13 protein-coding genes are annotated in these 12,688 nt (G+C 51.8%); 6 read left to right on the forward strand and 7 right to left on the reverse strand.

All coding sequences use genetic code 11. The features are described from left to right. Positions 1 to 65 precede the first annotated feature (65 nt). The 4 genes from SK33_RS12455 to sad form a co-directional block, all read right to left on the reverse strand. The gene (locus tag SK33_RS12455) at positions 66 to 425 is read right to left on the reverse strand and encodes a DUF4186 domain-containing protein (RefSeq protein WP_003836300.1); all 360 of its coding nucleotides are present in this window, start codon (positions 423 to 425) and stop codon (positions 66 to 68) included. Continuing rightward, positions 425 to 1,351 carry a glutaminase B gene (gene glsB, locus SK33_RS12460; protein ID WP_003032436.1) on the reverse strand — a complete coding sequence of 309 codons (927 nt, stop codon included), beginning with the start codon at positions 1,349 to 1,351 and terminating at the stop codon, positions 425 to 427. Before glsB ends, SK33_RS12455 begins: the two co-directional genes overlap by 1 nt. 62 nt (positions 1,352 to 1,413) lie before the next feature. Continuing rightward, positions 1,414 to 2,991, reverse strand: coding sequence for a methyl-accepting chemotaxis protein (locus SK33_RS12465; protein WP_048218943.1), 1,578 nt, complete (start codon positions 2,989 to 2,991; stop codon positions 1,414 to 1,416). Between the two features lie 103 nt (positions 2,992 to 3,094). Then, positions 3,095 to 4,483 (reverse strand): succinate-semialdehyde dehydrogenase, encoded by a 1,389-nt coding sequence (sad, locus tag SK33_RS12470; RefSeq protein WP_048218945.1) that lies wholly within the window; start codon positions 4,481 to 4,483, stop codon positions 3,095 to 3,097. Between the two features lie 103 nt (positions 4,484 to 4,586). On the opposite strand from sad, the gene ptrR reads away from it, so the two are divergent. After that, positions 4,587 to 5,462: a putrescine utilization regulator PtrR gene (ptrR, locus tag SK33_RS12475; RefSeq protein WP_003032431.1), complete on the forward strand. Its 876-nt coding sequence runs from the start codon at positions 4,587 to 4,589 to the stop codon at positions 5,460 to 5,462. A gap of 222 nt (positions 5,463 to 5,684) precedes the next feature. Continuing rightward, positions 5,685 to 6,881: a sugar transporter gene (locus SK33_RS12480; protein ID WP_003032430.1), complete on the forward strand. Its 1,197-nt coding sequence runs from the start codon at positions 5,685 to 5,687 to the stop codon at positions 6,879 to 6,881. A gap of 36 nt (positions 6,882 to 6,917) precedes the next feature. On the opposite strand, the gene SK33_RS12485 is transcribed toward SK33_RS12480, so the two are convergent. Continuing rightward, positions 6,918 to 7,583, reverse strand: coding sequence for a MarC family NAAT transporter (locus SK33_RS12485; RefSeq protein WP_003032428.1), 666 nt, complete (start codon positions 7,581 to 7,583; stop codon positions 6,918 to 6,920). Between the two features lie 257 nt (positions 7,584 to 7,840). Between SK33_RS12485 and marR the strand changes: the two genes are divergently transcribed. The 3 genes from marR to marB are packed head-to-tail and all read left to right on the forward strand — an operon-like array spanning position 7,841 to position 8,926. Continuing rightward, entirely contained in the window at positions 7,841 to 8,275 is a 435-nt protein-coding gene (marR, locus tag SK33_RS12490) for a multiple antibiotic resistance transcriptional regulator MarR (protein WP_003032426.1), read from the forward strand. A gap of 18 nt (positions 8,276 to 8,293) precedes the next feature. Next, entirely contained in the window at positions 8,294 to 8,677 is a 384-nt protein-coding gene (marA, locus tag SK33_RS12495) for an MDR efflux pump AcrAB transcriptional activator MarA (RefSeq protein ID WP_003032424.1), read from the forward strand. A gap of 30 nt (positions 8,678 to 8,707) precedes the next feature. Beyond that, the gene (gene marB, locus SK33_RS12500) at positions 8,708 to 8,926 is read left to right on the forward strand and encodes a multiple antibiotic resistance protein MarB (protein WP_003032422.1); all 219 of its coding nucleotides are present in this window, start codon (positions 8,708 to 8,710) and stop codon (positions 8,924 to 8,926) included. Positions 8,927 to 9,660: 734 nt separating this feature from the next. Here marB and eamA read toward each other — a convergent pair. Next, positions 9,661 to 10,560 (reverse strand): O-acetylserine/cysteine exporter, encoded by a 900-nt coding sequence (gene eamA / locus SK33_RS12505; RefSeq protein WP_003032420.1) that lies wholly within the window; start codon positions 10,558 to 10,560, stop codon positions 9,661 to 9,663. A 198-nt stretch (positions 10,561 to 10,758) separates the two neighbouring features. On the opposite strand from eamA, the gene ydeE reads away from it, so the two are divergent. Beyond that, positions 10,759 to 11,946, forward strand: a complete 1,188-nt coding sequence (gene ydeE, locus SK33_RS12510) for an efflux MFS transporter YdeE (RefSeq protein ID WP_003843627.1) — start codon at positions 10,759 to 10,761, stop codon at positions 11,944 to 11,946. Positions 11,947 to 11,989: 43 nt separating this feature from the next. Here the strand turns inward: ydeE and urtE are convergent, their stop codons facing one another. Beyond that, positions 11,990 to 12,688, reverse strand: a complete 699-nt coding sequence (gene urtE / locus SK33_RS12515; protein WP_003836305.1) for an urea ABC transporter ATP-binding subunit UrtE — start codon at positions 12,686 to 12,688, stop codon at positions 11,990 to 11,992.

The following is a 12,688-nucleotide window of genomic DNA, read 5'->3' on the forward strand; positions in this document are numbered from 1 at the left end:
TGACCCCTTCATACTGCTTTTAACAATTACACAACACAAGGGGTCATATCATAGGATAATGTTATCTATGGCTTGTTCATCTGAAGTACTAACCAGTGATAAATAACCGTGACAACGTAACGTTTTTGTTCATCGTTTAGCGCTACGCCCTGAGGTATATCATGCCATTTCGCCAGACACCCTCGACAGCACGTTGCCGTAGCATGTTGAGCGATAAATACCGGGTGACCACGCATGGGAGTCTGTTTACCATCATTGGCGGGAAACGCAGGTGCCAGTCGTTTAGCAATAAAATCCGCAGCATGTTGTTCGATAACCGGCGCCCCTTTATCCAGACAATACTGCCTTTCTTTCTGACCAAGACGAAACCGCGAGCGAAACGTTGATTTCGCCAGCCGGGCAAAAAGAGGATCGAGCGTATTCATCAGTAAACCGAACGCCCCAGCTGCTGTGTTAATTGCTCCAGCACGGCGATACCGGCCAGTGAATTTCCCGCTGGGTCCAGTTCCGGACTCCAGACAGCAATCGCCATCTCGTGAGGCACGATCGCCACGATGCCGCCACCCACACCAGATTTCGCCGGAAGCCCGACCCGCCAGGCAAACTCCCCTGCGTTCTGATACATGCCGCTGGTCGCCATTAGCGCATTGATCTGCCTGGCCTGCATCGGCGTCACCACGGGTTCCGCAAGATGAAAGGCATGCCCTTGATTTGCCAAAAAGACAAAGGTTCGCGCCAACTCCACACAGCTCATTTTTAGCGCGCAGTAGTGAAAGTAATTTTGCAAAACGGTGGTCACGTCATGGTGAAAATTGCCGAAGGATTTCATCAGCCAGGCAATTGCGGCATTACGCGCCGAGTGTTCAAACTCTGATCGCGCGACCGTCGCATCATAAGCGATATCCGAAACACCGCTTAACGCACGTACCACTTCCAGCATCCGTTGACGCGGTGCGCTTAGACGCCCTTGCAACATATCGCAAACCACCAGCGCCCCGGCGTTAATAAAGGGATTGCGAGGGATACCCTGCTCCATTTCCAGCTGCACCAGGGAGTTAAAAGGATGGCCAGAAGGATCTTTGCCGACACGCTGCCAAATCTCCTCTTCCTGATAGTGACGCATTGCCACGACCAGGCTGAGCACCTTTGAAATCGACTGAATAGAAAAACGTTCTTGCGCATCTCCCGCCTGATAGTGCTGTCCATCAACGGTACAGATAGCAATACCCAGTTTTGAACCGTCGACAGAGGCTAATGCCGGAATATAATCAGCGACTTTACCCTGACCAATCAGCGGACGAACCTGCTGCACAATGGTCTCTAAAATTGAATTGTCCATGGCCCTGGCCACAACATGCTCCTTGCTCGCAGGTATGAAAGGCCTGCGAGTATAACAGAGCTGAATACGCAGCGTCAGGCCGGAAGGCGGAATCTGGCCACGGCCTGCATAAGCTGGCGGGATTCATGGTGTAGCTGCAAGGAAGAGTCAGATGCAGCATTCACCAGTTCGCTGGTTTGCCGGGCTTCGCCGTTCAGGACATGCAGCTTTCGAGTCAACTGGTGAATATTGTTCCCTTGATTTAAGGTTGCAGTCGAAATGTCGTTCAGCAACGCGCCAAGATTCTCAACCAGTGCGATAACCTGCTGCAAATTCTTATCCAGCCCGTTAACCGCGTGAAAGCCCTCTTCAATGCCCTGTAACGAGTGTTTAATCAGTGTCTGAATGTTTTGCGTAGACTGACCGCTTTTTCGCGCCAGCAGCCCAACTTCTTTCGCAACCACGGCAAACCCGCGCCCTTGCTCCCCGGCATGTGCTGCCTCGATTGCCGCGTTAAGAGCCAGGATATTTGTCTGAAATGCAATATTGTCGATAAGCGTTGTAATACCTCGCATTTCAGACGAACGTGTCACAATCGCCTGCATTGACGTATTTACCGTCGCCATCATTCGGTCCCCGCCTGCCGCAACATCTCGCGCCTGCACAGCGCGTTGATTCGCCAGTTCAGCAAAGCCACTGTTATCCTCAACATGCATTTCCAGCAACGAAATATGCGATGTCACGCTGCTTAACTCTTCACTTTGTTTCGCCGACTGCTGGTATAGCTGTTTATTGTTCTGCGTAAGTTCGTTGATATTGCCTACCATTGCAGTGGTGGCATCGTTCACCTGCTGCACCAGCGCGCAGAGACCTTGCTGCATTGCAGCAATACGCGAACTTAATTGCGTCACTTCCCGATTAAACTGACTCACCTGCGGGGCCGGGCGAGACAGGTCACCCGCTGCTAAAATATCGATATGATCGATCAGCCGTCGCAGTGGCATAATCACCCAACGGGACATACTGCGCCAGACCAGAAAGGCGATAACCACCAGCACGAGAGGAATAAACAAAAATAGATTCTGTAAACGCTCAAGACTGGTCAACAGCTGCTGACGCCCAGCTTCCGCATGTCGCCCACTGTTCTGCTGAAAGCGCGCGTAATTAGCGTTAAAGTCCGTCTGAAAGGCCTGCACGGGTACGGCAAAAAAAGCATCAATGGAACCTGACTGCATCAGCCCATCCGCCTGCTCCTGAATACCGCTATAAAAACGCTGATAGCTCTCCGTTAGATCCGGATCCGGCTGCGGTTTCATATCCCGCCAGGCATCCCATGCACTTTTTGACTGCGCCAGCGCCCGGTATGCCTCTTCCATTAACGGACGCCAACTCCCGTCCGAACCGGTGGCGGCATCCTGCATAAAATAAATTCCCGCACGGTTAAGTAAATCGCTGGCAGATAATAACGCCACCCGCGCTTCATCAACCTTCGCCTGCTGTATAAGCGCGAGTTGATTACGTCCTTCATTATGCTGTGCGCCGCTGACTGAGGCCGAAAGCATTAAGGAGGACGCGACCTGCAAAACAGAGAACAGCGCAATAATGCAAAAAATGCCGGTTAACAGACCAAACTGATGGGGAATAAGACGACGGAAAATTTGCGTTATGTTCATATTACTCTTCTGTATCAAAGCGTTAGACGCGAGTGTACGGAGAGTAAATGACAGAAAAATTGCAGAAATAAGACAGGTGCCTCCAGCGGAGACACCTACACCATCAAAGGCGGTTTTTCCAGACGGTCTGCACGTTACAAAACTCATGCAGACCAAAGTGCGAAAGCTCTCGGCCAAAACCACTTTTCTTCACACCGCCAAAGGCAACGCGGGCATCGCTGGCACTGTAACCATTGATGAATACGCCACCACACTCCAAGCGCGACGCCATCTTCTGCGCCAGCACTTCATCCGCAGTAAACACCGTGGCAGATAAGCCGAAATCACTGTCATTCGCCAGCGCTAAGGCATGTTCCGCATTCTTCGCCACAGTAATTGCCGCAACCGGACCAAACAGCTCCTGGCGGAACGCCGTCATCTCTGGAGTAACATCGCCCAGTACCGTCACGGCATAGTAATTACCATGTCCCGCAATTTTTTCCCCGCCGAGAAGTAACCGCGCCCCTTCGGCAAGGGTGGCTTCAACCTGCTGGTGCAGCTCTTCACGCAGATCAAATCGCGCCATTGGCCCCAGATCGTTTTCTTCGTTCAGCGGATCGCCCATTTTGAGCGCGCTCGCAGCGACCACAAAGCGTGAAGTAAATTCTGCCGCTATCCCTTCTTCGATAATAAAGCGTTTGGCTGCCGCACAAACCTGCCCGGTGTTCTGATAACGCCCGGCGACCGCCGCCTTAACGGCCAGATCGAGGTCTGCATCATTAAGGACAATAAACGGATCGGAGCCCCCCAGTTCAAGAACGCATTTTTTCAACGCGGCCCCCGCCTGGGCGCCAATCGCCGTACCAGCACGAACACTACCCGTCACCGTTACCGCCGTGATACGCGGGTCATTGATCATCTGACTGACCCCTGCGTTATCGGCATTCACCCAACCATAAACCCCCGCGGGTACACTCGCATCAGCGAAAACCTGCGCAATAATTGCAGCACAGCCGGTTACGTTAGGCGCATGCTTTAACAGGTAACCATTTCCGGCCAACAGAATCGGGACGGCACCTCGCATTACCTGCCAGAGTGGGAAGTTCCACGGCATGATCGCCAGAATAGTTCCTACCGGACGATACTCAATCACCGCCTGGTTGTTCTCCACCAGCGTGGGTTCCGGACTGAGCATCGCCGGTCCATGCTCGGCGTACCAGTCACACAACGCAGCTGACTTAGCGACTTCAGCACGCGCCTGCTTAATGGGTTTACCCATTTCACGTGAGATACACTGCGCCATCTCTTCCGCACGATGGCGCAGAGCTTGCCCAATATGGCGCAGCATTTGCGCACGGTGCTCAACGGAAGTTTGTTTCCATTCGCTATAGCCATTCGCTGCAAGGTTCAGCGCATGATCAATCTCTTCCACGCTGGCCCACGGCGTCGCCGTCAGTCTTTCACCGCTGGTAGGGTCAATGGAAATCGCATGTGTTGCTGCTGTGATAGTCATTAAGTGCCTCTCTTTATCGCAGGGTATGGTTATATCATGAGCATATTTACTCTTTCTGAAAAATGAATAATATTAACCATACCATTCACGAATAGAGAAAATTATGGATCTGACGCAGCTGGAAATGTTTAATGCCGTCGCGGAGACTGGCAGTATTACGCAGGCCGCTGCGAAGGTTCATCGCGTGCCATCTAATCTCACCACCCGTATACGTCAGCTTGAAGCCGACCTGGGCGTTGATCTGTTTATTCGTGAAAACCAGCGTCTGCGGCTTTCCCCATCCGGGCACAACTTTTTGCGCTACAGCCAGCGGATCCTAGCGCTGGTTGAGGAAGCCAGGATGGTCGTCGCCGGGGATGAGCCGCAAGGACTCTTCTCTCTCGGCTCGCTTGAAAGTACAGCAGCAGTACGCATCCCCGCCACGCTGGCTGAATATAACCAGCGTTACCCCAAAATTCAGTTCGCGTTAGCGACGGGTCCTTCAGGCACAATGCTGGACGGCGTGCTCGACGGTACATTGAACGCTGCCTTTGTCGATGGCCCTATTACCCATCCAGGCCTTGAAGGAATGCCGGTCTACCGTGAAGAGATGATGATTGTCACTCCTAACGGTCATCCCCCCATTCAGCGGGCCAGCGACGTCAACGGTTGCAGTATTTACGCCTTTCGCGCCAACTGTTCCTATCGCCGCCATTTTGAAAGCTGGTTTCATGCCGATCGCGCCATGCCCGGCACCATTCACGAAATGGAGTCATATCACGGTATGTTGGCCTGCGTCATTGCCGGAGCGGGTATCGCACTGATCCCGCGTTCGATGCTGGAGAGCATGCCAGGGCATCATCAGGTCAACGCCTGGCCGCTAAGCGAGAACTGGCGCTGGCTGAATACATGGCTGGTCTGGCGCAGAGGTGCAATGACGCGGCAGTTGGAAGCGTTTATTGAGGTGTTGAACCCTCAGTTATCACAGAGCCCGGAGTAGCTGGCTATCCTCAAAGAACATGAATAACTGTATATCCGGGTGAAGTCATACGCCCGGAATTTCATTATTATTGAAATACTTAAAAATATGAGGAATGTTCGGCAGCAAATTGTAGCGCCCTGCCAATGAAATGAGATCCGCATCACAAAATGATTGTATTTTCGCCAGCAAACGTTTTAAGATCGTGGCCTTACCTTTTCGCAGCTAATCCTCTTATTTGATATGACAACAGACACTGTTTCCCGCAAGGTCGCGTGGCTACGGGTAGTTACGCTTGCCATTGCCGGTTTTATTTTCAATACCACAGAGTTTGTCCCTGTCGGTTTGCTTTCCGACATCGCACAAAGCTTCAATATGCAGACCGCTCAGGTCGGGATCATGCTGACGATCTACGCCTGGGTTGTTGCCCTGATGTCGCTCCCCTTCATGTTACTTACCAGTCAGGTGGAGCGCCGAAAACTTCTGATCTGTCTGTTTGTTGTGTTTATCGCCAGCCATGTGCTCTCTTTCCTGGCATGGAATTTTACCGTGTTGGTAATTAGCCGTATTGGTATTGCCTTTGCGCACGCTATTTTCTGGTCGATCACCGCATCGCTGGCAATTCGCCTGGCTCCTGCCGGGAAACGTGCACAGGCTCTCAGCCTGATTGCCACTGGCACTGCGCTGGCGATGGTATTGGGGCTGCCCATCGGGCGTATCGTCGGTCAGTATTTTGGCTGGCGCACGACCTTCTTCGCCATCGGTATGGGGGCGTTAGTTACCCTGCTTTGCCTGATTAAGCTCCTGCCCAAACTACCCAGTGAGCACTCCGGCTCTTTAAAAAGCCTGCCCGTGTTATTCCATCGCCCGGCATTGATGAGTCTGTATCTACTGACGGTGATTGTGGTCACCGCGCATTATACGGCCTACAGCTATATCGAGCCGTTCGTGCAGACCGTCGCGGGCCTGAGCGCAAATTTTGCTACTGTCTTATTGCTGGTTCTGGGTGGTGCGGGAATTGTCGGTAGCGTCATTTTCGGTAAGCTGGGTAATCTGCATGCGTCCGTACTGATTAGCAGTGCCATTGCCCTGTTGACGATATGCCTGGTACTGTTACTTCCCGCCGCTGACAGCGAAATGCACCTTGCCATCCTGAGTATTTTCTGGGGCGTCGCCATCATGCTGATAGGCCTGGGTATGCAGGTGAAAGTGCTGGCACTTGCTCCGGATGCGACTGACGTCGCAATGGCGCTGTTCTCCGGAATCTTTAATATCGGTATTGGCGCTGGCGCACTGGTAGGCAATCAGGTGAGTTTGCACTGGTCGATGTCTACGATTGGTTACGTCGGCGCAGTGCCTGCCGTTGCCGCGTTGATATGGTCGGTGATTATCTTTCGTAAATGGCCGGTATCACTGGAAGAACAGCCTCAGCATTCATAAAAAATATGCCCGGTAAATATTACCGGGCATAGTGTTTTAAGCGTAGGTTTTGATAATTTCCAGCACGCCGTTAATAATAAACTGCACGCCCATACACACCAGCAGGAAGCCCATCAAACGAGAAATCGCTTCGATACCACCTTTACCGACCAGCCGCATGATCCCCCCGGAACTGCGCAAACAGCCCCACAGGATAATCCCGACAACCGCAAAAATAATCGGCGGCGCGATCATTATCACCCAGTCCGGAAATTCGGAGCCATGACGCACGGTTGACGCGGAGCTGATGATCATCGCAATCGTCCCCGGACCGGCAGTGCTTGGCATAGCCAGCGGTACAAAAGCGATATTGGCCGTCGGTTCGTCTTCCAGCTCTTCAGACTTGCTTCTCGCTTCCGGAGAATCATGCGCCTTCTGCTGTGGAAACAGCATCCGGAAGCCGATAAACGCAACGATTAACCCACCCGCAATACGTAACCCGGGAATCGAAATCCCGAACGTATTCATTACCACCTGCCCGGCGTAGTACGCCACCATCATAATGGCAAATACATAGACAGATGCCATGAGTGACTGACGGTTACGCTCTGCGCTGTTCATATTGCCGGCTAGGCCAAGGAACAACGCCACGGTGGTTAACGGGTTTGCCAACGGTAACAGGACTACCAGCCCCAGTCCTATTGCTTTAAACAAGTCCATCATAATGTCATCTTTCCTGTGCGTTAATCGTCAGCGGCAAGTATACGGTGAAATCCGCGAGATAAGCCATTTTCGTGATGTAAGGATTCATTTTTCATCCGCACGTATAAACCATAATTATCAAACCGTTAAAATTCCACTTGCCAGGTATTGAGTCTGATGATTTAGCAAAACGTGGCATTTGCGGATCCATTCGTTTGACTTATATTTGCCTAAGCAATAATATCAGCCGTGACTAACTACTTGCCAGGGCAACCATTGTGAAAAACACCAGTGATCTGTTTAACGAAATCATCCCACTGGGTCGTTTGATCTATATGGTTAATCAGAAAAAAGATCGTTTGCTAAACGACTATCTGTCACCGCTGGATATCACGGCATCGCAGTTCAAGGTGCTCTGCTCCATCCGTTGCGCGGTGTGCATCACCCCTGTCGAATTGAAAAAAGTGCTGTCTGTCGACCTTGGCGCCCTGACGCGGATGCTGGACAGACTGGCCTGTAAAGGCTGGATAGAAAGGCTTCCGAATCCACATGATAAGCGTGGCGTGCTGGTGAAACTCACCGATCATGGCGCAGCAATTTGCGAGCAGTGTCATCAATTAGTAGGGCAAGACCTGCACCAGGAACTAACAAAAAACTTAACGGCGGATGAAGTAGCCACACTTGAGCACTTGCTTAAGAGAATCCTGCCGTAAACAGAAAGAGGTATGACGATGTCCAGACGCAATACTGACACAATCACTATTCATAGCATTTTGGACTGGATCGAAAATAACCTTGAATCGCCGCTCTCGCTGGAAAAAGTGTCTGAGCGTTCAGGTTACTCCAAATGGCACCTGCAACGGATGTTTAAAAAAGAAACCGGTCATTCACTGGGTCAATACATTCGCAGCCGTAAAATGACTGAAATAGCGCAAAAATTAAAAGAGAGTAACGAGCCCATTCTTTATCTGGCAGAGCGTTACGGTTTTGAGTCTCAGCAGACGCTGACCCGGACATTCAAAAATTATTTTGATGTTCCGCCGCACAAATACCGTATGACGAATATGCATGGCGAATCGCGCTATTTGCTTCCACTCAATCAATGTAATTGCTAATCGCCAGTTAACGACGTAACCGAGGAAATCATGAAACTTCTGTCTTATGCGATGCTGGCCCTGCTGTTTGTTGTTTCGGGTCAGAGCATGGCGGAACAGACCGCGCAACCTGCCACACAGAACAGTCGCGACGCGATGATTATGCCCCCTGCGCACGATCAGTCCCCGTTCGATTTTAATCATATGGGTGCAGGCAGCGACAAGTCCGACGAATTAGGTGTGCCTTATTACAATCTGCGCAACCTGTAATTTTATTGCCCCGCTACTGCGTAATACTTGTCAGTTAACGAACCGGAGGTAATAAATCTGTTGCCTCTGTCGCATTGTTACGTTCACCTTATATTTTTCACTTATCTGAAACCAGATTGCCTGTGAACGTGTTAAGGGTACTATCGCCGTACCCTTAACAATCCCGGCTCCCGGCGGGAAAATTGCCACTTCGTGGTTCCCTCCGATTATTCCTACAGGCTTTCGGGCCGGGCGCGAGGCAACTTCCCTGTAAAGCGCGCCCTGAGCCAGCATCCATGCTGGCTCTCCCGGCCTTACGGAAACACGTCGGCAATTTTCAGCCGGACCAGTCCACACCTGTCCACCTGCATTTTTTGTTTGAACAGCAAAACAGATTTAACTGGAAGTCAGAGAGTTGAAGCGATACCCCCGGTCCGGCTGAAAATCGATGAGGCGTTGACGGCTGACCGGGTCTGCCCGCAGGGATGCGGGCAGAGGGGACGGCCTGCAGGGACGCAGGCTCGGCCCCGACCCCACAGGCAGACGGAATAAGACGAATACATCGCGCAGCGACGATTTTCCCGCCGGGAGCCTGGGTTGCAAGGGAGGCGGCGGTGAGCCTCCCTTGCACGTTCACGGATATCAGTCCCTCAGAGAAGTTATGCCGCTGAGGTGAACGGAACCCTGATCCTGAATTACATGTTCTCAATAATGCTTAACTGACGCAGGCATCACCCGTCACTGCGGGGCTTTTTTTAGCCCCTCACCGACGCAATTTTACGCAACCGAAAACCAAACACATTGATATACAGCCCAGCCATGATCAGTAGCGCGCCAAGTAGCTGTAATCCGCTAAGCGTTTCGTCCAGCAGTACGGCCGCACTCGCCAGACCGACAACCGGCACCAACAGCGATAGCGGCGCTACCCGCCAGGTCTCATAGCGTCCGAGTAACGAACCCCAGATGCCATAACCCACAATGGTCGCCACAAACGCCAGATACACCAGTGACAGAATGGTCGTCAAATCTATCGCCACCAGACTTTGGGTAATTTGCGCTGGACCATCGAGAAGTAATGAGGCCAGGAAGAACGGAACAATGGGGATTAACGCGCTCCATACCACCAACGACATAACGGCCGGACGCGATGTATGCTGCATGATTTTTTTGTTAAAAATATTGCCGCAGGCCCAGCTTAGCGCCGCCGCCAGCGTCAGCATAAAACCGAGCATGCCAACATGCTGACCGTTCAGACTGGCTTCAATCAGTACCAGCACACCAAATACCGCCAGCGCAATTCCTACCAGCTGTTTACCCTGCAGACGTTCGCCAAAGGCGAATGCCCCCAGAATGATGGTGAAAAACGCCTGAGCCTGTAATACCAGAGAAGCTAACCCGGCAGGCATACCGAATTTGATGGCGCTGAAGAGAAACGCGAACTGTCCAAAACTAATTGTCAGGCCGTAGCCGAGTAAAAGCGAAAGCGGAATTTTCGGGCGGGCAACAAAAAAAATCGCCGGGAACGCCACCAACAAAAAGCGTAACCCTGCCAACATCAACGGCGGCATATTGTGCAAACCCACTTTAATGACAACAAAGTTCAGTCCCCAAACCACAACGACCAGTAACGCCAATAACCCGTCTTTACGCGACATACCACCGCCCCTGCAAATATTAAATTTTTGTAAACAAGTTAAAGTAACGGAAATCGTTGTACCGTAACAGATCATTAATTCAGGTAGGCCACACAGGGCATTTTCGGACAACTTATTGGGTGTACATCACACTTTTAGCATGCTATTTGTTTCTGATATCTAAAAAAAACATAACAACATGCATTGTCGGGCAGGAAAATGAATATCTCTCTGAGAAGGTCCACTCTCGCGTTACTTGCGTCATCTTTGTTATTAACCATTGGTCGTGGCGCCACGCTGCCATTTATGACGATTTACCTCAGTCGACAGTATCAACTGAGCGTCGACCTGATCGGTTATGCGATGACGGTTGCACTGACCATAGGCGTCGTCTTCAGCCTTGGCTTTGGTATTCTGGCCGACAAGTTCGATAAAAAACGCTATATGTTGCTGGCTATCTGCGGCTTTGCCTCCGGCTTTATTGCTATTCCGCTGGTGCATAACGTCGTGATAGTGGTTTTGCTCTTTGCCCTGATCAACTGCGCCTACTCCGTCTTCGCCACGGTGCTGAAAGCCTGGTTTGCCGATAACTTGTCTGCGACCAACAAAACGAAAATTTTCTCACTTAACTATACCGTGCTGAACATCGGCTGGACCGTTGGTCCGCCGCTGGGCACGCTGCTGGTTATGCAAAGCATTAACCTGCCCTTCTGGCTGGCTGCCGCCTGTTCTGCGCTACCTCTGGTGTTTATCCAGACGTGGGTAAAACGTTCACCGGCAACCGCAGAAGGTGTAAATGCCGCTGTTTGGTCCCCTTCAGTACTGCTGCGCGACAGAGCATTATTCTGGTTTACGCTGTCAGCATTTTTGGCATCATTCGTTGGCGGCGCCTTTGCATCCTGTATTTCGCAATACGTTATGGTGGTCGCCGATGGCGATTTTGCCGAGAAAGTCGTCGCGGTGGTCCTGCCCGTTAACGCCGCCATCGTAGTATCACTGCAATACGCACTTGGTCGCAGGCTCACCGCCACGAATATCCGCCCGTTAATGACAATGGGTACAGTCTTCTTTGTCGTTGGCCTGGTCGGTTTCGCTTTCTCCGGCAACAGTCTGTTGTTATGGGGAATTTCTGCTGCCTTTTTCACTATCGGCGAAGTCATTTACGCACCGGGTGAATACATGCTTATCGACAACATCGCACCAGCAGGTATGAAAGCCAGCTATTTTTCCGCCCAGTCGTTAGGCTGGCTTGGCGCAGCGGTTAACCCATTAGTCAGCGGCGTCATTTTAACCACATTGCCACCATGGTCGCTGTTTGTGGCGCTGATAGTGGCGATCGTTCTTGCCTGGGCGCTAATGATAAAAGGCATGCGCGCCAAACCCTGGGGCCAGACGGCGGTCTGCTAGTTATTATGTTCGCGACAGAGCCACAGTCGCTCTGTCGCATACCTCAGATAGCAACCAGTCCCCGAACGCCCTCGGCCTCCATATTTTTACCGTCGCCGCTTTGAATAATGCTGCCCCGCGACATCAACAGGTATTTATCGGCGAGCTGCTCGGCAAAATCATAGAACTGCTCCACCAGCAAAATGGCCATATCGCCGCGATGCGCCAGTTGGGAAATCACCTGACCAATCTCTTTAATCACCGACGGCTGGATACCCTCGGTAGGCTCATCAAGGATCAACAATTGTGGGCGACTTGCCAGTGCTCGTCCAATCGCCAGTTGCTGCTGCTGCCCGCCGGACAAATCTCCGCCCCGCCGATGCTTCATTTCCTGTAAAACCGGAAAGAGCGCGTAAATATCATCCGGCACATGTCGGGCCTCCGGTGCTGAAAAACGGGAAAGGCCGAGCAGCAGATTCTCTTCTACCGTCAAACGCGGAAAAATATCACGCCCCTGCGGGACATACGCCACACCGGCCCTGACCCGCTGATGCGGCTTCCATTGAGTGACATTTTTCTCCTGCCAGAGCACGCTTCCGCTGCGGGCCGGAATAAGCCCCATCAGACACTTAAGTAGCGTTGTTTTCCCCACGCCGTTACGCCCCAGCAGACATGTCACCTCACCGATACGCGCTTCAAAGTTCACCCCGCGCAGAATATGACTGCCGCCATAATATTGATTCAGTTCTTTCACCTGCAGCAT

This window comes from Citrobacter sp. MGH103, from assembly GCF_001034475.2.
Lineage (GTDB): Bacteria > Pseudomonadota > Gammaproteobacteria > Enterobacterales > Enterobacteriaceae > Citrobacter > Citrobacter freundii.

Excerpts from the sequence above, each read along its gene's own strand:
- SK33_RS12455 (WP_003836300.1), bottom strand. The coding sequence starts at position 425 with ATGAATACGCTCGATCCTCTTTTTGCCCGGCTGGCGAAATCAACGTTT.
- SK33_RS12465 (WP_048218943.1), bottom strand. The coding sequence starts at position 2,991 with ATGAACATAACGCAAATTTTCCGTCGTCTTATTCCCCATCAGTTTGGT.
- sad (WP_048218945.1), bottom strand. The coding sequence starts at position 4,483 with ATGACTATCACAGCAGCAACACATGCGATTTCCATTGACCCTACCAGC.
- ptrR (WP_003032431.1), top strand. The coding sequence starts at position 4,587 with ATGGATCTGACGCAGCTGGAAATGTTTAATGCCGTCGCGGAGACTGGC.
- SK33_RS12480 (WP_003032430.1), top strand. The coding sequence starts at position 5,685 with ATGACAACAGACACTGTTTCCCGCAAGGTCGCGTGGCTACGGGTAGTT.
- SK33_RS12485 (WP_003032428.1), bottom strand. The coding sequence starts at position 7,583 with ATGATGGACTTGTTTAAAGCAATAGGACTGGGGCTGGTAGTCCTGTTA.
- marA (WP_003032424.1), top strand. The coding sequence starts at position 8,294 with ATGTCCAGACGCAATACTGACACAATCACTATTCATAGCATTTTGGAC.
- marB (WP_003032422.1), top strand. The coding sequence starts at position 8,708 with ATGAAACTTCTGTCTTATGCGATGCTGGCCCTGCTGTTTGTTGTTTCG.
- eamA (WP_003032420.1), bottom strand. The coding sequence starts at position 10,560 with ATGTCGCGTAAAGACGGGTTATTGGCGTTACTGGTCGTTGTGGTTTGG.
- ydeE (WP_003843627.1), top strand. The coding sequence starts at position 10,759 with ATGAATATCTCTCTGAGAAGGTCCACTCTCGCGTTACTTGCGTCATCT.
- urtE (WP_003836305.1), bottom strand. The coding sequence starts at position 12,688 with ATGCTGCAGGTGAAAGAACTGAATCAATATTATGGCGGCAGTCATATT.